General features: G+C 70.6%; 17 protein-coding genes. 10 read left to right on the forward strand and 7 right to left on the reverse strand.

Annotated features, from left to right (window positions below):
• Positions 1–205: 205 nt before the first annotated feature.
• The gene (locus ABT340_RS30070) at positions 206–1387 is read left to right on the forward strand and encodes a cytochrome P450 (RefSeq protein WP_352014219.1); all 1182 of its coding nucleotides are present in this window, start codon (positions 206–208) and stop codon (positions 1385–1387) included.
• Here ABT340_RS30070 and ABT340_RS30075 read toward each other — a convergent pair.
• On the reverse strand, positions 1354–2229 hold the full coding sequence (locus ABT340_RS30075; protein ID WP_352014220.1) for an alpha/beta fold hydrolase: 876 nt from the start codon (positions 2227–2229) through the stop codon (positions 1354–1356). The two genes, ABT340_RS30070 and ABT340_RS30075, sit on opposite strands and share 34 nt — an antisense overlap.
• Positions 2230–2282: 53 nt before the next feature.
• On the opposite strand from ABT340_RS30075, the gene ABT340_RS30080 reads away from it, so the two are divergent.
• Positions 2283–2717: a MarR family winged helix-turn-helix transcriptional regulator gene (locus ABT340_RS30080; RefSeq protein WP_352014221.1), complete on the forward strand. Its 435-nt coding sequence runs from the start codon at positions 2283–2285 to the stop codon at positions 2715–2717.
• 7 nt (positions 2718–2724) lie between these two features.
• Here the strand turns inward: ABT340_RS30080 and ABT340_RS30085 are convergent, their stop codons facing one another.
• The gene (locus tag ABT340_RS30085) at positions 2725–3093 is read right to left on the reverse strand and encodes a VOC family protein (protein ID WP_352014222.1); all 369 of its coding nucleotides are present in this window, start codon (positions 3091–3093) and stop codon (positions 2725–2727) included.
• 110 nt (positions 3094–3203) lie between these two features.
• On the opposite strand from ABT340_RS30085, the gene ABT340_RS30090 reads away from it, so the two are divergent.
• Entirely contained in the window at positions 3204–4052 is an 849-nt protein-coding gene (locus ABT340_RS30090) for an AraC family transcriptional regulator (protein ID WP_352014223.1), read from the forward strand.
• Here the strand turns inward: ABT340_RS30090 and ABT340_RS30095 are convergent.
• Both ABT340_RS30095 and ABT340_RS30100 read right to left on the reverse strand, forming a co-directional pair.
• Positions 4042–5244: a cytochrome P450 gene (locus ABT340_RS30095; protein WP_352014224.1), complete on the reverse strand. Its 1203-nt coding sequence runs from the start codon at positions 5242–5244 to the stop codon at positions 4042–4044. The genes ABT340_RS30090 and ABT340_RS30095 overlap by 11 nt on opposite strands.
• Before the next feature lie 35 nt (positions 5245–5279).
• A complete protein-coding gene (locus ABT340_RS30100) occupies positions 5280–6473 on the reverse strand; it encodes an acyltransferase family protein (protein WP_352014225.1) in 1194 nt (397 codons plus the stop codon).
• Positions 6474–7066: 593 nt separating this feature from the next.
• Between ABT340_RS30100 and ABT340_RS30105 the strand changes: the two genes are divergently transcribed.
• Positions 7067–8164 carry an acyltransferase family protein gene (locus tag ABT340_RS30105; protein WP_352014226.1) on the forward strand — a complete coding sequence of 366 codons (1098 nt, stop codon included), beginning with the start codon at positions 7067–7069 and terminating at the stop codon, positions 8162–8164.
• A gap of 57 nt (positions 8165–8221) precedes the next feature.
• Here ABT340_RS30105 and ABT340_RS30110 read toward each other — a convergent pair whose 3' ends face one another.
• A complete protein-coding gene (locus ABT340_RS30110; protein WP_352014227.1) occupies positions 8222–9760 on the reverse strand; it encodes an MFS transporter in 1539 nt (512 codons plus the stop codon).
• 169 nt (positions 9761–9929) lie between these two features.
• Here ABT340_RS30110 and ABT340_RS30115 point away from each other — a divergent pair, with 169 nt between their 5' ends.
• Both ABT340_RS30115 and ABT340_RS30120 read left to right on the forward strand, forming a co-directional pair.
• Positions 9930–10298, forward strand: a complete 369-nt coding sequence (locus tag ABT340_RS30115) for a YciI family protein (protein WP_352014228.1) — start codon at positions 9930–9932, stop codon at positions 10296–10298.
• A gap of 38 nt (positions 10299–10336) precedes the next feature.
• Positions 10337–11587, forward strand: coding sequence for an RNA polymerase sigma factor (locus ABT340_RS30120; protein WP_352014229.1), 1251 nt, complete (start codon positions 10337–10339; stop codon positions 11585–11587).
• On the opposite strand, the gene ABT340_RS30125 is transcribed toward ABT340_RS30120, so the two are convergent.
• Positions 11584–12396 carry an alpha/beta fold hydrolase gene (locus ABT340_RS30125; protein WP_352014230.1) on the reverse strand — a complete coding sequence of 271 codons (813 nt, stop codon included), beginning with the start codon at positions 12394–12396 and terminating at the stop codon, positions 11584–11586. The genes ABT340_RS30120 and ABT340_RS30125 overlap by 4 nt on opposite strands.
• A gap of 171 nt (positions 12397–12567) precedes the next feature.
• On the opposite strand from ABT340_RS30125, the gene ABT340_RS30130 reads away from it, so the two are divergent.
• Positions 12568–13233: a TetR/AcrR family transcriptional regulator gene (locus ABT340_RS30130; protein WP_352014231.1), complete on the forward strand. Its 666-nt coding sequence runs from the start codon at positions 12568–12570 to the stop codon at positions 13231–13233.
• A 65-nt stretch (positions 13234–13298) separates the two neighbouring features.
• On the opposite strand, the gene ABT340_RS30135 is transcribed toward ABT340_RS30130, so the two are convergent.
• Complete coding sequence (locus ABT340_RS30135; RefSeq protein WP_352014232.1) at positions 13299–13805, reverse strand: DinB family protein; 507 nt, start codon at positions 13803–13805, stop codon at positions 13299–13301.
• Between the two features lie 159 nt (positions 13806–13964).
• On the opposite strand from ABT340_RS30135, the gene ABT340_RS30140 reads away from it, so the two are divergent.
• The 3 genes from ABT340_RS30140 (at position 13965) to ABT340_RS30150 (ending at position 16738) form a co-directional block, all read left to right on the forward strand.
• Complete coding sequence (locus ABT340_RS30140) at positions 13965–14510, forward strand: DUF4262 domain-containing protein (RefSeq protein WP_352014233.1); 546 nt, start codon at positions 13965–13967, stop codon at positions 14508–14510.
• Positions 14486–14740 carry a Rossmann-fold NAD(P)-binding domain-containing protein gene (locus ABT340_RS30145; RefSeq protein ID WP_352014234.1) on the forward strand — a complete coding sequence of 85 codons (255 nt, stop codon included), beginning with the start codon at positions 14486–14488 and terminating at the stop codon, positions 14738–14740. Before ABT340_RS30140 ends, ABT340_RS30145 begins: the two co-directional genes overlap by 25 nt.
• Before the next feature lie 132 nt (positions 14741–14872).
• Positions 14873–16738 (forward strand): CASTOR/POLLUX-related putative ion channel, encoded by a 1866-nt coding sequence (locus ABT340_RS30150; protein WP_352014235.1) that lies wholly within the window; start codon positions 14873–14875, stop codon positions 16736–16738.
• Positions 16739–17002: the final 264 nt, after the last annotated feature.

Raw genomic sequence — 17002 nt, forward strand, 5'->3', positions numbered from 1 at the left:
ATGCCGCGCCCGTACCGTAGACGCACCAACCGTACGAACCTGCTCCCGGGTGTCAGGAAGAGAGAACAGAAAAGCCGCCCCTTTCAAGTCCATTTATCGGAAAATGCTCTGTTTTTTTCGCCCCTTCTCCAGGCATTACCGGCTGCATATGATTCGAGCCGGTTGACTGAGGGACACTGCCTCCCGCCTGTGAGGAAGGGGCACCATGGACCGGCCCACCGCACGTACGTTTCCCATCCACCGACCGGACCCGTACGGCGTCCCCGCGGAACTCGCCGAGCTCCGCGGGGAGCCACCCTGCCGCCTTCACTTCGCCGACGGCGAGGAGCACTGGGTGCTGAGCCGCCACGCCGACGTCCGGGCCGTGCTGGCCGACCCCCGGATCAGCGCCGACGACAGGCTCGCCGGCTTCCCCCAGCTGCTGCCCGGCGCCAAGCCGGGTGAGTTGTCGTTCACCCGGATGGACGACCCCGAGCACGGACGGCTGCGGCGGATGCTCACCTCCGAGTTCAGCGTCCCGCGCGTCGAGACGATGCGGCCGACGATCGAGGGCGTGGTCGACGGCCTGCTCGACGACCTGGAGAAGGGCGGCGGCCCGGCCGACCTGGTCCGGCGCTTCGCCCTGCCGGTGCCGACGCTGGTGATCTGCGGGCTCCTCGGCGTGCCGTACGAGGACCACGCCTTCTTCCAGACCCGTAGCGCGGCCATCCTGTCCTCCAACCCGCCCGAGGTCGCGGGGCCCGCCTTCGCCGAGATCGCCGTCTATCTCGACCGGCTCCTGACCGACAGGGAGCGTGAGCCGAAGGACGATCTGCTCAGCAGGATCGCGGCGCGGGTGAACGCCGGCGAGCTCACCCATGACGAGGCGCTCGGCATGGCGCGGGTGCTCCTGATCGCCGGGCACGAGACCACGGCGAACGCGCTGGCGCTGAGCGTCCTGACCCTGCTCGACCACCCCGGGCAGCTCGCCGAGCTGCGCGCCGACCCGGCCCTCGTCCGTCCCGCGGTGGCTGAGCTGCTGAGGTTCCTGACGATCACGCAGGGGCCCATGGCGCGGATGGCGACGGCGCCGCTGGAGGTGGGCGGGGTGACCGTACAGGCCGGTGAGGGGGTGGTGCTCTCCCTGCTGTCGGCCAACAGGGACGAGCGCGCCTTCCCCGAGCCCGACCGGCTGGACCTGCGGCGTGATCCGAGGTTCCATGTCGCGTTCGGGTTCGGCCCGCACCAGTGTCTCGGCCAGAACCTGGCCAGGGTCGAGCTTGAGGTCGCGATCTCCAGGCTGTTCGCCCGCTTCCCCGGCCTCGCTCTGGCCCGTCCGGTCGAGGAGCTCGGTCTGCGTGTCGACTCGGTGATCTACGGCGTGCGCGAGCTGCCCGTCACCTGGTGAAGTCGTGAATGAGCTTCCAGACCTGGGCGGGTGCCTCCTCCTGGGCGAAGTGGCCGACACCGGGGATCAGCGCGGTGACCGGCCGCAGGACGCCTGCCTCCCTGAAGCCCTGGGCGTAGGCGGTGATGTCGCCGCCCTCGCCGTCGCCCCGCAGGTAGAGGAGGGGTGTGCCGACCGGGCCCCGCCTCGGCGAGGGCCGCGTTGTCCAGCGCGTCCTGGGGGAGGGCGCGGTAGAGGTCGAACCCCGCGGTGAGCGCCGTGTCACGCGCGTAGGCGGCGGCGTGGGCGCGGCGTGACTCCGGGGTGATCCTCGCCGGGTCGACGGAAAGCACGTCGTAGAAGTAGTCGAAGTAGGCGGCCTGGCGTCCCCTGACCAGGGTCTCCGGCAGGGCGGGCACGGCGTGGAAGCCGAAGTGCCAGATGTACGGGTTCGCCAGGACGTCCTTCCAGGGGGCCACACCGGGGATCACCGTATTCATGATCACCACCCGGGCGGCGCCGTACCGTCGCAGGTAGGCGTAGGCGATCATGCCGCCGGCGTCGTGACCGACCAGCGTGAGGTCGGTGAGGCCGAGGCTCAGGACGAGTTCGTGCACCATCCCCGCCAGGCGGAGTTTGGACCCGCCGGGGGCAGGCCCCGTGGAGTCGCCGATCCCCGGCAGGTCGACGGCCAGGAGCCTGGCGTCCGTCCCCGCCGCCTCCATCACGCCCCGCCAGGTTCGCCATGACTCCGGCCAGCCGTGCAGGAACAGCACCGGCCTGCCCAGGGGGTCGCCCGTCTCGACGACGTGCAGCGGGGATCCGGCGATCGGCACGTGGGTGTGCCGCTCCTCAATAGACATGTTTCATGTCTACCAAACGACATGAAACATGTCTATCGGCTAGGCTGGACCGCGTGAGTGACTTCGAGCGGGGCACGGGTTTCCTGCTGGCGCGGCTGGGGTCGCTGGCGGCGCGGTCGTGGGCCGCCTTCCTGACGGGCCACGACCTCACCCAGGCCCAGTACGTCGTCCTCGCGACGCTCGGTGCGCAGGGGCCCATCGGCCAGCGGCGCCTGGCCGAGCTGGTCGCCGTGGACGCCCGCAACATCGTGCCGGTCCTCGACTCCCTGGCCGCCAGGGGGCTCGTCGAGCGCAGGACGCACGAGACCGACCGGCGCCGCCGTACGGTCGCCCTCACCGAGGGCGGGAACGCCCTGCTCGGCGCCCTCGCCGTCACGGCGGCGGCCGAGCAGGACCGCTTCCTGCACGCGCTGGACCGGCGTGCTCGCGAGCGGCTCAACCACCTGCTCCGCGCGCTCTACGCCTCGCACGTCCCCGCCCCCGGCTGAGGGAGCCTCAGCCGGCACTGATGCAGAAGGGGTGCCCCTCGGGATCGGCCAGGACCGTCCAGCCGTCCCCACCCGGCTGGAAACCGGGCCTCGTCGCGCCGAGCGCGAGCAGTTCCTTCGTCGCGGCCTCCACGTCGGCGACCCTGAAGTCCAGGTGGGCGTGCTTGGCCGCGTCGGGCCACCCCGGGCCCCGGTAGTCCTCGATCCGCTGGAAGGCGAGCTGGATCGGGCCGTCCCCGAGGTAGGCGGTCTCGTCGTCGCTGTAGGTGATCCTCCAGCTGGTGGCCTTGCCGTAGAACTCGGCGAGCGCCCGGGGGTCGGCGCAGTCGATGATGATGGCGGTGATGGTGACGGTCGGTCCCGCGAGAGCGGTCATCGTGGCTCCTGTGGTCGTCGTTTACGTAACCAGCTTCCCGCCTACGCCGGTTATGGTCTTGAAGATTCTTGCGGGCCGTTTCTGTCGCACCCGCCGGGTAACGTCCCCCCGTGCTGTCCGCCGTGCCCCTCGCCGTCCGCCCCCACTTCGCCGTGTCCACGGTGACCTGCCGCGCCCACCACACCCGGTGGTCGGCGCCCGATCCCGGCGGGGCACACCGGCTGGTCCTGGTACGGCGCGGCAGGTTCAGGCGGTGGGCCGACGGCGTCGAGGCCGACCTGGACCCGACGATGGCCTACCTCGCGGCGCCGGGTGAGGAGGAGCGGTTCGCCCATCCGGCGGGCGGTGACCTGTGCACCTCCGTGGCCGTCTCCCCGCGTCTGTGGGACGGGCCGTGGACCGGCACGACGGTCTACGTGGACGCCCGGGTCGACCTGGCCCACCGGCGGCTGCTCGCCGCGGCGCGCGGCGGCGACGTCGACTACGCGCTCGCCGAGGAGTTGCTCGGGCTGGTCGCCGCGGCCACCGGCCACCGTCAGGGCCGTCCGGCCAGCCCCGCCGACCGGGCGCTCGTCGCGGCGGCCCGTGAGGCGATCGTCGCGGACCACCCCGACGCGACCGGGCTGTGCCCGCTGGCGGCTCTCCTGGGCGCCTCGCCGTACCGGCTGAGTCGTGTCTTCTCCCGGGAGATGGGCGTCTCACTGACGCGATACCGCAACCGGGTCCGTGTCGGCCGGGTGATCCGGCGCATCGAAAACGGCGAAGGCGGCGAAAACCGCGAAAGCGACGAGGGCGGCGAGGGCACGGCGCATGGCCTCGCCGCCCTCGCCGCCGACCTCGGCTTCGCCGACCAGGCCCACCTGACCAGGACCGTCCGCGAGCACCTTGGTCACACCCCGACCGCGCTGCGCCGCCTGCTCGGGCGGCGCGGCCGGGGTCAGACGGCGATCACCAGGTGACCGGGAGCTCGAAGACGCCGTAGTTGATGGCCTCGTCCTTGAAGCGCAGCGCCTCGACCGGTTCGGCGAGCCGCAGGCCGGGGATCCGCGCGAACAGTGTGTCGAAGGCGATCTGCAGCTCCAGGCGCGCCAGGTGCTGACCGAGACACTGGTGGCCGCCGAAGCCGAACGCCACGTGGTGGTGGTTGCCGCGGCCGATGTCGAACTCGTCCGGCCTGGCGAACTGGTCCGGGTCCCGGTTGGCCCCGGTGATGAGGGCCAGGGCGCCCTCCCCCGCCCTGATGACGGCGCCGCCGAGTTCGACGTCCTCGGTCGCGACCCGGGAGGTGGCGATCTCGGCGATCGTGAAGTACCGCAGCAGTTCTTCGACGGCCGCCGGGGTCCTCGCCGGGTCGGCGCGGAGCGCGGCGAGTTGGTCGGGGTGTTCGAGCAGCAGCAGGGTGCCGAGCGCGATGATGTTCGCCGGGGTCTCGTGCCCGGCCATCAGCAGCATGAAGGCCATCCCGACGAGGTCCTTGTGCCCGGGGACGCCCGGCTCCCCCGGCCTGGCCGCCAGCCTGCCGATCACGTCGTCGGTCGGGGCGCGCTCCTTGTCGCCGACCAGCGCGTCCAGATAGTCCGTCAACTCGACCATGGCCCGCCCGCCCTCCTCGGGCGAGGGCGCGTTCATCACGGTCGAGGAGATCTTGAGGAAGAAGTCACGGTCGGCGTACGGCACGCCGATCAGCTCGCAGATCACCATGAGCGGGACCGGGTCGGCGAAGGCCCGCACCAGGTCGACCGGGCGCGGCCCCTCCAGGATGCGTTCGACGTGCTCCTCGACGATCTCCTGGACACGTGGCCGCAGCCGGCGCAGCCGCTGGACGGTGAACTCCCCGGCCACGGCCCGCCGGGCGATCGTGTGCTCCGGCGCGTCCATGCCGATCAGCGAGGTCGAGAACTCCGGCGCGGGCACCTGGTGCTCGTACAGGACGGGGAAGCCGGGGTGGCGCATGTCCGAGCTGAACCTCGGGTCGGCCAGCATCGCCCTGACGTCCCGGTAGCGGGTGACCGCCCAGGCCAGGGCACCGGTCGGCAGCCTGACCTTGGATATCGTCGGGCGCTCGCGCAGTTCGGCGTAGCCGGGGGGCGGTTCGAACGGGCAGGTGCGCCGCATCGGATAGGACAGCGTCGGATAGGTCGCGTCGGTCATCGGTTCTCTCCTGGAGGGGTGACGGTCGACGGTGTTCACGCTTGGAGCTGCGGCCCCGGGGCCTTCGGCCGCGACAGGCCGGACGTCCCCCGCGTACGGCTCCCGCCCCAGCGGCGCATCGCCGGGATCTCGACCACGGTCCGCAGGACCCAGGCCGCGAGCACGCACAGCAGGTAGGCGCCGATGAGGAAGGCGATCCCGGTCGGGGTGTTCCACTGGGTCCGGGTGTAGTGGTTGGCGTATCCGACCCACTCCCCGGCGAACGCGGCGTGCACCGAGAACAGCACCGGGATGTGCACGATGTAGAACGCGAAGGAGAGGTCGCCGAGCCTGACCATCAGCCTGCTGTTCATCACCCTGGAACGGCCCGCGAGGTCCGACGTCGCCACCGAGCCGATGAGCAGGGCCATCGGGATGGGATAAAGCGCGGCGAAGACGAAGTTCTGCGGCAGGAAGTACAGCACGACGTAGACGGCCAGCACGCAGAGCGCCGAGACCACGACCGGGACGCGGACCCAGCGGCCCGTCTGGATGATCCTGCACAGGATCATGCCGAGCACGAACTCAAGCGAGCGGGTGATCGGGAAGAAGTACAGGAACCACTGCTGGGGCCACGAGCCGACCCCGAAGACCTTGCTCGGGCCGTACCCGGCCAGGAACGGTTCGCTCAGCAGCGGCATGGCCAGGGCCAGCAGCCCGACGCCCGCCAACCAGAACCACAGCCTGCCCGGCTTGATCCGGTTGACCAGCGCGTACAGCAGGGGAAAGGCCGCGTAGCACAGCAGCTCGACGGAGAGCGTCCAGGTGGGGCCGTTGAGCTGGTAGTACATCAGGTCCGCGTCCGGCCACCAGTTCTGCACCAGGAACACGTTCGCGACCGCCGGGACGAGCCTGATCGTCTCCCCCGCCGCGACGAAGGTGAGCGCCGAGACGACGAGCACCACCAGGTGGTTGGGGAAGACGCGCAGCAGCCTCCGCCGCCAGAAGCGGCGCGCGCCCGGCCTGGCCGACCAGGTCAGCACGAACCCGCTGAGCACGAAGAAGAACGAGACCGCGAGGAAGCCGAGGACCCCGTTGTCGATGAGGGTGTTGTAACCGGCGGCGACGCCCTTGTCGGCGAACACCGAGGCCGCGGCGCCGTGGGCGACGAAGACGAACAGCATGCCGACGGCGCGCAGGCCGGTCAGCGACGAGAGGTTTCCTGGAGTTACTTCCTGCGTGGCGGTCATCGGCGGTCACTCTCCCGAAAGTCGACGGGCCGGGGCGGGCCCCGGTCTCCCGGCGGAGATTTCCTCCCGCTCAAAGGTCGGAACCGACCGCGGTTCCTTGACAGTGCCACAACTTCTCCGGCCCGATTTCTTTGAAAATGCTGTGAAGCCCGAAAAGAACGACGGCGGACGTCAAGAACGCGACCCCGGCTCCGACATATCCGTGAGGACGGCTCCTCGCGGACGGCCCGGATCGGGGACGGGTGCCGCGACGGATGTGCCGGGCCATCGAGCGCCCGCACACGGAAAGAGCCGCGAAAGGGCCGCGAAGGGGCCACGGAGAAGGCCATGAGGAGGCGTCACCATGCCGTACCGGATTGGAAGACCTGAGAGAAGTCCCTGCTCAGAGCCCTGCCGTCGGTAACCGGACCTCGCACTCGAAAAACCCCGCCCGGCCGTCGGAACGGCACGGAGAGTTCGCACCAACCGCACACCGGCTCTCCCCCGCCGAACGGGAGGGGGCCTGTTTGGAGTCGCGCCACATGGTCGAGTCGTCGAGCCTGTCAGAACCCCGCCCAACCGGACTTCCGTCTCGTCTTCCCTCACTCACGGGAATGCGATTCGTCGCCGCAACCATGGTCTTCGCCCTGCACGTGATGGTCGAGGGGATTTTCGCCTCCGGCGCCTCTCACCCGATGCTCTTCAAAATGCTCGCCCTCGGCGGAGGAGCGGGTGTCGGTTTCTTCTTCGTGCTCAGTGGATTCGTGCTGACCTGGTCGGCGCGCCCCGACGACACGCCGCGGAGGTTCTGGCGGCGACGTTTCTTCAAGATTTATCCGAACCACGTGCTGACCTTCCTCGCCGCGGTCCTGGTCATCACCCTGCTGGTGGGAAACGCCGTCGGCCTGGCGGACGCCGTACGCAACCTGTTCCTGCTGCAGGCGTTCTTCCCGCAGGCGCGGACCATCACCGGCGTCAACCCGGTGGCGTGGTCGCTCTCCTGTGAGGCGTTCTTCTACCTGTGCTTCCCCTTCCTGCTCGGCCTCGTGCGCAGGATCAGGCCGGAACGGCTGTGGATGTGGGCCGTCGGCGTGGTGGCGGTGATCTTCCTGGTCCCGCTCGCCTCCGGCCTGCTGCCCGCGCAGCAGCCGTACCCGATCCTCGGGGTGACCGAGTGGGAGACCTGGTTCATCTACCACTTCCCGCCGGTGCGGATGCTGGACTTCGTCTTCGGCATCCTCCTCGCCCAGATGGTGCTGACCGGCAGGAGGATCCCCCTCGGCTACACCGGTTCCGTGCTGCTCAGCGTGGTCGTCTACGCGCTGACCCCGCTGATCCCGCCGACCTACGCCTTCGTCGCGGCGTTGTGCGTCCCGCTCGGGCTGGTCATCGCCAACGGCGCCGTCGCCGACCGGGACGGCAGGCGCACCGGTCTTTCCGGGCGGGTGTGGGTGTGGCTCGGCGAGGTGTCCTTCGCCTTCTACATGTGGCACCGGCTGATCCTGATCACCGGTCATGACCTGCTCGGCGCGGGTGAGGCGTGGCCGACCCCGGTCGCCCTCGCCATCAGCGCGCTGCTGTTCGCCGTGACGCTTCTGGTGTCGTGGCTGACGTTCCGCCTGTTCGAGGGACCCGTCATGCGCCGGTTCGGTACGGCGGGCGGCGCCCGGCGGGCCAGGCCCGGCGGTGGTCAGGTGGGCGCGCCGGTGTGAGACGGCTGTCCGGGCCCCGGTCCGCCCGACACGGCGGACCGGGGACTCGGGGCGTGGTCAGCTCTGCTCACCGCCCGCCCTGCGGAAGAAGACCGCGGCCAGAACGGCGAAGAGACCGAAGATGACGGTGGAGAGCACACCGGCCGCGTTGAGGCCCGCGGTGAAGGCGCCGTGCGCCTGCCGCAACAGTTCGCCGGCCTGGTCGGCGGGCAGGCTCGCCGCGACGGAGGAGGCCCCCGCGACGGTCTCGCGGGCGGTTTCCGCCGCCGCCGCGGGCACCCCTTCGGGGACGGCCCCGGTCATCTGGTGCTGGTAGACGGCCGCCCCGATCGTGCCGAGCAGGGCCAGACCGAGCGCGCCACCGAGGAAGTTCGCGGTCTCCGACATGGCCGCCGCTGAGCCCGCGCGCTCGGGCGGGACCGAACCGACGACCAGCCCGGTGCCGATCGTGAAGAGCGGCCCGGTGCCCACCGCCAGGATCGCGATGCCGATCACGACCGGCACCGGCCCCCACGTCGAGTTCACCACGATCAGTACGGCGGCGCCGAGCGTGGAGACCGCCAGGCCACCGGCGATGGCGACGCTGGGCTTGAGGGACTTGGTGAAGGCCGGGGTGACCATCGTGCCGACCGCGACCGCAAGGCCCATCGGCGCGAACCACAGGGCCGAGACCAGCGGGGAGTAGCCGAGCACGCTCTGCAGGAACTGGGTGACCAGCAGGCCGACACCGGCCATCACGATCCCGGCCAGCGAGAGCGCGAGCACGACCAGGGCGAACGAGCGCCGGGTGAACAGGCGCAGGTCGAGCAGCGGGTTCTCCAGGCGGAGCTGGCGGCGGACGAAGACGATCGCGAACACCAGGCCGACCAGGATCGCCACGACGGACACGGTGGCCGTGCCGTTCCCGGTGGCGAGGGTCTTGATCCCGTACACGATCGGCAGGATCGCCAGCATGGACAGCAGGACGCTGGTGAGGTCGAGCCGTCCGGCCTGCGGCGGGCGGAACTCCGGCAGCACCAGCGGCCCGGCGATGAGCACGACCACCATGATCGGCAGGGCCATCAGGAACACCGACCCCCACCAGAAGTGGTCGAGCAGGATGCCGCCGACCACCGGGCCGAGCGCGGCGCCGGTGAAGTTGCAGGTGGCCCACACGGCGATGGCCTTGCCACGCTCCTGGCCGTCGCGGAACATGTTGGTGATCAGGGCCAGGGTGGACGGCATCACCGTCGCGCCCGCGATGCCCAGCACCGTCCTGGCCGCGATCAGCACCGTCGGGTTGGGCGCGTAGGCGCTGGCCAGTGAGGCGATCGCGAAGAACACCGCCCCGGTCAGCAGCAACTTGCGCCGCCCGATCCGGTCGCCGAGCGTGCCCATCGTGATCACCAGTCCGGCGACCATGAACCCGTAGGCGTCGGTGATCCACAGCTGTTCGACGCTGTCGGCGCCCAGCTCGGCGGTCAGCCTCGGCAACGCCAGGAACAGCACGTTCATGTCCAGCGCGACCAGCAGCGTGGGCAGCGCCAGCACCGCCAGCCCCATCCAGGTGCGGCCTGTCGCCTTTGGCTCGGTCTCCTCCGTATTACTGACGGACATATTGGGCTCCTCTTCGTGGATGCGTCCCGTTGGTGAGGAGGTGACAGATAGGGTTACCTCTCACTGAGAGGTCGGAACGGGTTCTCAGATCTTGCGCCGGGGAGTCAAGAATTCGACGCCGTCTCCGACCTCACCGTGGAAAGCCGGTACGGGCCGAGAGGAGAACCCCGTGAAGTTCCTGCTGATCATGCACATGAACCCCGAGATCTGGGACTCGCTGACCGAGGAGGAACGCAAGGAGATCATGAACGGCCACCAGCCGTTCATCAAAGCGGTCGAGGAGTCCGGCGAGCTGGTCGGTCACCAGGTGCTCGAAGGCCCCTCGACCAGCGCCGTCGTCCGGGTGAACGGCGGTGTCCCGGTGGTCTCCGACGGCCCCTACCTGGAGACCAAGGAGTACCTCGCGGGCTTCTACATGATCGACTGTGAGAGCAGGGAGCGCGCGTTCGAACTGGCCGCGATGATCCCGGACGCCTCCGTACCCGGCATCGGCATCGAGGTCCGGCCCATCATGTTCTCCGCGGGAAGCCCGGTGTGACACTGGAGGCCGGACCGCCCTGAGGTGAGCGGAGGGGCATGACAGCCGCGAACGGATTCGAGGACTTGCTGCGCTCGCTCGCGCCGCAGGTTCTCGGCACGCTCGCCCGCAGGTACGACGACTTCGGGCTCTGCGAGGACGCCGTCCAGGAGGCGCTGCTGGCCGCGGCGCAGCAGTGGCCGGTCGAAGGGGTCCCCGACAACCCGCGCGGGTGGATGACGACCGTCGCCTCCCGCCGCCTGGTCGACCTGCTCCGCGCCGAGCAGGCCAGGCGCCGCCGCGAGGCCACCGTCGCGGCGCAGCTCCCCGAGGTCGTGCCGGGACCCGACGAGCACTCGTGGGGTGACCGGGACGACACCCTGACCCTGCTGTTCCTGTGCTGTCACCCCGCGCTGACCCCGGGCTCCCAGGTGGCGCTGACCCTGCGCGCGGTCGGCGGGCTCACCGCCGCGGAGATCGCCCGTGCCTTTCTCGTCCCCGAGGCCACCATGGCGCCCCGCATCAGCCGGGCCAAGCAGCGCATCAGGGCCGCGGGCGCGCGTTTCGAGGAGCCGCCGGAGCACGAGCGGGCCGAACGGCTGCGCGTGGTCCTCCAGGTGCTCTATCTGATCTTCAACGAGGGTTACACCGCCACCTGCGGCCCCGACCTGCACCGGACCGACCTGACCCGCGAGGCCGTACGGCTGACGCGCGCGGTGCTGCGGCGGCTTCCCGACGACGGGGAGGTGGCCGGGCTGCTGGCGCTCATGCTGCTGACCGAGGCGCGGCGACCCGCGAGGACCGGTGCCGACGGCGCGTTGATTCCCCTGGCCGAGCAGGACAGGTCTCGCTGGGACGCCGCCGCGATCGCGGAGGGCACGGCGCTGGTCACCGGGGCCATGTCGCGCTCCGGTCTGGGCCCGTACCAGCTCCAGGCCGCCATCGCGGCCGTGCACGCCGAGGCGGCCGACCCCGAGGACACCGACTGGACGCAGATCGCGATCCTCTACAAGATCCTCGAACGGCTCACGCCCAACCCGATGGTCACGCTCAACCGGGCCGTCGCCGTCGCCATGACCGAGGGACCGAGGGCCGGTCTGCTGCTCCTTGAGGAGTTGGAGGGCGACGACCGGATGGCCAGGCACCATCGTTTCCGCGCGGTGCGCGCCCACCTGCTGGAGATGGCCGACGACCCGCGTGCGGCCCACGAGGAGTATCTCCTGGCCGCCCGGCACACGGCCAGCATCCCCGAGCAGCGCTACCTGCGCTCGAAGGCCGAACGCCTCGGGGGGTTGACCCCGGGACCCTAGGCCAGGGAGCCGAGGAACCCGCGGACGGCCGCGGTGAAGCCCTCGGGGTCGCCGGCGTAGACGAAGTGGTCGGTGGCCAGTTCGGCGAGGCGGGTGTTCGGACGGCGGTCGATCATGGCCTGGACCTGGTCGGCGGGGATGACGCTGCCCTTCGTGCCCCGGATAACGAGGGCGGGGCAGGTGGTGGCGAGCCAGGCGGCCCAGTGGTCACCCCGGTTGAGCTCCTCGGAGGCGAGCATGTCCTGGGGGTGGAAGGGCAGGCGCCAGGTGCCGTCGGGGTTCTCCCGCAGGGTCTCGGTGAAGTAGGGGGCGGCCTCGCCGAGCGCCTCGACCAGCGCCTCACGGGTGGGCGCCTGGTAAGGCAGGCTCTCCAGGAACGCCAGCGGGTTGGGCTCCCCGTCGATGCCGAGGACGACCGGCGCGTCCGCGTTGACGAGGGCGGTGACCCGCTCGGGGTGACGGGCGGCGAGGTGGTAGGCGTTGATGCCGCCCAGTGAGTGGCCCATCACCGCCACCCGGTCGAGGCCGAGGTGGTCGAGCAGGGCGAGGATGTCGGCGAGGTAGCCCTCGCGGGAGTAGTCGGCGGCCCGGTCGGACTCGCCGTGTCCCCGCTGGTCGGGTGCGATGACCCGCCACTCGGGGGCCAGCCCGGCGGCGACGGCGGCGAAGCTCGTTCCCTCCGACAGGTGCCCGTGCAGGGCGAGCAGCGGACGCCCCGGCCCGCCGAAGTCGACGTAGGACAGGCGGCGGCCCGCGATGTCCAGCCCCGCCCGCACCGGGGCCACCGTCGGCGCGATGACATGGTTCATGGTTCTCTCCTCAACTCGGCTTCCGTACGGCTTCGCGAGCGGGTGCCGGTACGGCCCGCTCTCTCGCCTGTCATGAAGATACCGGCGATTTGGGCATTTGCGCAATGCATATGCCTAAGGCATTTGCGCAAGAGAGCGTGGCGCCGTGAACAGGGCGAGTAGCATCCCGCTATGGGAAATCGCGAGGACCTGCTCGCCGGGGCGAGGCGCTGCCTGGAGGAGAAGGGGTGGGCGCGAACGACCGTGCGCGACATCGCGGCGGCGGCCGGGGTGAGCATGGCGGCCATCGGCTACCACTTCGGCTCGCGGGAGGCGCTGCTGAACGCGGCGCTCATCCAGGCGATCGACGAGTGGGGCCTGGAGACCGGGCAGACGGCCTCCGCCGTCTACGACGACCTCACCGCGACCCCCGAGGAGCGGTACGAGGCCCTGTGGACACGGCTGTCGAAGTCGTTCGGCACCCACAGGAAACTGTGGGCGGCCAGCGTCGAGGCGCTGGTGCAGGCCGAGCACTCACCGGAGCTGCGGAGGTATCTCGCCGACGGCCAGCGGGAGGGCCGCCGGGGGCTGGCCTCGATCTTGCTGGGAGTGGAGGAGGACACGCTTCAGGAGGGCACGACGCGCACCCTCGGCTCGGTGCAGCTGGCCCTGCTGTCCGGCGTGATGATGCAGTGGCTGGCCGACCCGGAGCAGGCGCCGACCGGAGCCGAGATCCTGGAGGGGCTGCGGACCCTCGTGGGCCTCTTCGAGGCGGCCGAGGCCGGGACCCCGCAGGGGGCGGCTCCGAAGGGCCCGGAGGGCGGCGTGCCGTGCGGTGAAGGTGTGCCCTCAGACTGAGCCGGGCGGCCCACCGGGCAGGTGGACCGCCGCCGAAAGCGCCCGGGCACGGGACCCGCGGGGGGTCAGCCCATGCTCTTGGCGCCGTCGAGGGACTCGCGGATGATGTCGGCGTGACCCGCGTGCTGGGAGGTCTCGGCGATGAGGTGGAGCAGGACCCGGCGCACCGACCTGCGCGCGTTCGGCGGGAACCACGGGGCCTGCGGCAGGGGATACGAGACGTCCAGGTCGAGTGTCGCGACCAGCTCGTCGGTCGTGCGGGCGACCTCCTCGTAGGCGGCGAGCAGGCTTTCGAGCGTCTCGCCGTCGAGCATGCGGAACTGGCCGGTCCAGTCGGTCTCGTTCATCGTCATCGCCTCGGGGTCACCGGTCGCGAAGCGCATCCAGCGGGCCTCGACGTTCGCCACGTGCTTGATGAGCCCGCCCAGGCACAGCTCGCTCACGGTGGTGCGCGTCGCGGCCTGCTCGTCGGTGAGGCCGTCGACCGTGCCTCGCAGGAAGGCCCGGTGCGCGCTCAGCGTCTCCAGCAGGTCGGCGCGCTCACCGGTGAGGGTGTCGTTGTGGGTCGTCACGGGTGGGCCCTTCAGGTCGTCCAGCGGGGCCCGGCGGGAACCCTGCTCCGACAGATTAGGGGCCGCCACCGACAGTTTCGCGAGGCCGGGACACCCCCACACGCAACCTTGGCAAGCCCCTCAAATGCGGCAGACCACCTGACCACTACGCTCAGAGGCATGTTCGACCGGCTCATCTGCCAATGTCCGCTCTGCGCCGCGCACGACGAGGAACTCGACGAGTTCGACCGCGGCACCGTACGGAGGGTCGAGCGTGACGGGTGGGCCGTGGTCATGGTCCCCGAGGACGAGGACGGCCCCGGGTGGGCGTTCACCGTCGGGCTGTGGCACACCTTCAGGTCGCCGGAGGCGGCCATGTTCGGGCTGGACGTCGAGGTGATGCGCCGCTGCCTGAACACCCTCGCCGACCGGGTCGCGGCCGGTCACCTGATGGCGGACGGCCAGGAGCGGGACGACGTCATCAGGAACTACCCGGTCGTCACGCGTACGGTCGACCACAGCTGGTACCGCTCGCTGTTCGGTGTGGCGCTGCGTTTCTACCGCAGGCCCCCGCTGTCCTTCATGGAGGTCGTCTGGCCGGACAGGGCGGGCCTGTTCCCCTGGGACGCCCAGGCGACGCCCCGGCTGCGTGACCTGCAGCCCTCGCTGTGGCTGCCCAGGGACGACCATCCCCCGGGGCCGTGGACGAAGCTCACGACCGGCTGAGGGACGCGCCCCGCGTGGTCAGGGCGAGTTCACCCACCGGCTCCGAGCCCGGCACGGTCGTGCACACCGGCGGCCCGGAGCCGATCCTCGACGGCCGGCTCGGCCGGACGTTCGAGGCCGTCGGCGCGCTCTCGGCCGAGGACGGCGCCGGCCTGATCGCCTGCGCGACGAGCCGCCCCCGACACGTCGACCTGCGACGGATCGTCGTGCTGCCGGCCCGGCGGCCGTAAAGCTCCGGCCCCGCCCCGGCACGGCACGAGAAACACGGAAAACGCGCTATATTTCATGAATTTGCGAACACCAGAGCGACATGCAACTTTTGTGCGATTGTTGGTCCGGTGTTCACCTACGGGGAGGGGTCCGTGTCAAGGCCGACGGTCCGGGAGCGGTTACGGTACTGGTTCGACAACACCATGTCGCGGGGCACGGTGGCGTTGATCGGCTGGCTGGCCCTCATCTCGCTGGGGCTGATCGTGCTGGTCAGCCTGCTCAGCCTGTGGCTGACCCCCAAGGACGCCGCGCGCAACAGCGGTCTGCCCGGCATGCTGTGGGTCTCGCTGATGCGCACGCTGAGTCCCGGCAAGGTCGCCAGCGACACCGGAAGCATCCTGTTCGTCGCCCTGATGTTCATCGCCTCCATGGGTGGCCTGTTCATCGTCAGCGCCCTGGTCGGCGTGCTCTCCAACGGGCTCAAGACCAAGTTCGAGCAGCTGCGTGAGGGCAGGTCCCGGATCATCGAGAACGGCCACATCGTGGTCCTCGGCTGGTCCGAGCAGGTCTTCACGATCGTCACCGAGCTGATCCAGGCGCACGCGAGCGGCAGGGGGTCGGTCATCACGGTCCTCGCCGACCGGGACAAGTCCCGGATGGAGGACGAGATCCGCCGCCACGTGGGGGACCTCGGCAGGACCAAGCTGGTCTGCAGGACCGGGCGGCCGACCGAGCCCACCGACCTCGACCTGATGAACCTCGACGCCGCCCGCTCGGTGGTCGTCCTGTCCCCTCAGGGCGACGACCCGGACGCGCACGTCATCAAGACGCTGCTCGCGCTGGCCAAGCGGGCGGGCGACCACCCTCCCGTGGTCGCCGCGATCGCCCGCACCGCGAACATGGCCGCCGCCCGGCTCGCGGGCGGCCCCGACGTCCACCTGGTTGACTCCGACGACACCGCCTCCCGGCTCATCGTGCAGTCGTCGAGGCAGTCGGGCATGTCGGTCGTCTGCATGGACCTGCTCAACTTCGACGCCGGAGAGATCTACCTGCGCTCCGACCCCGACCTCACCGGCCTGACGTACGGCCAGGCGCTCCCGGCCTACCGGACGGCCACGGTCATCGGGCTGCGGGGCCCCGGCGGCGTCATGCTGAACCCGCCGGCGGACACGGTGATCACCGCGCGGGACGAGGTCATCGTGATCGCCCAGGACGACTCGCTGATCCACCTCGCCGAGGGCGGCGCCGAGGCCGACGAGGAGGCGATCGTCGAGGCCCCGCACGTCAGGCCCGGCCCCGAGCGGACGCTCGTGCTCAACTGGAACGGCAGGGGCCGCCAGGTCGTCCACTACCTCGACGGCTACGTGGCACCCGGTTCCGCGCTGGACATCGCCTCCGACCATCCGGACGCCGCGGTCCCCTTCGAGGGGCTGGCCAACCTGACGGTCAACGCCAAGGAGTGCGAGACCACCGACCGCTACGCGCTCGAATCGCTGGGCCTGGGCGTCTACCAGCACGTGATCGTGCTCTCCGACGACCGCTACCCCGCCGAGCACGCCGACACCCGCACCCTGATGACGCTGTTGCAGCTGAGGGACATGCAGACCGCGCTCGGCGAGCGGTACTCGATCGTCAGCGAGATGCACGACGAGAACAACCGGAGCCTGGCCGAGGTCACCGAGGCCGACGACATCGTGATCAGCGACACGGTCATCGGCCTGCTGCTCGCCCAGCTCGCCGAGAACCGGCACCTGGCGGAGGTGTTCGGCTACCTCTTCGACTCCAGGGGGTCGGAGATCTATCCGCGCCCGGCGACCCGGTACGTCCGTAAGGACACGCCGGTCGGCTTCGCCACGGTGATCGAGTCGGCCAGACGCCGGGGTGAGACGGCGATCGGCTACCGGCTGGCGGAGCGGGCGAACGAGGCGCCGCACTTCGGCGTCGTCCTCAACCCCGACAAGTCCCGCCCGGTCACCCTCGGGGAGGGTGACTCGGTGATCGTCCTGGCCGAACGCTGAGGCGTCCCCGCCTGGCCGTGGCGTGGTTGAGCGTCCTGGCCGGGAGCCGAGGTCGTCCTCGGCTCCCCGTGGGCGCCCGGCGCCCGGCCAGGGCCGCCGCCGTCATGGCCGGCGGCACGACGAGCGGGGAGAGGTGCGGAGGGGCCACGGCGACCCCGCCGGTGATCCGATTCAGGCGAATCCAGTGGCCGTTCAGCGGCTTTTCCGAACTTACGGTCATAAAAGCTGATATGCGGAACGGGCACCGGGCCGCCGGGGAGACCG

It is taken from the genome of Streptosporangium sp. NPDC000239 (assembly GCF_040300765.1).
Classification (GTDB): Bacteria; Actinomycetota; Actinomycetes; order Streptosporangiales; family Streptosporangiaceae; genus Streptosporangium.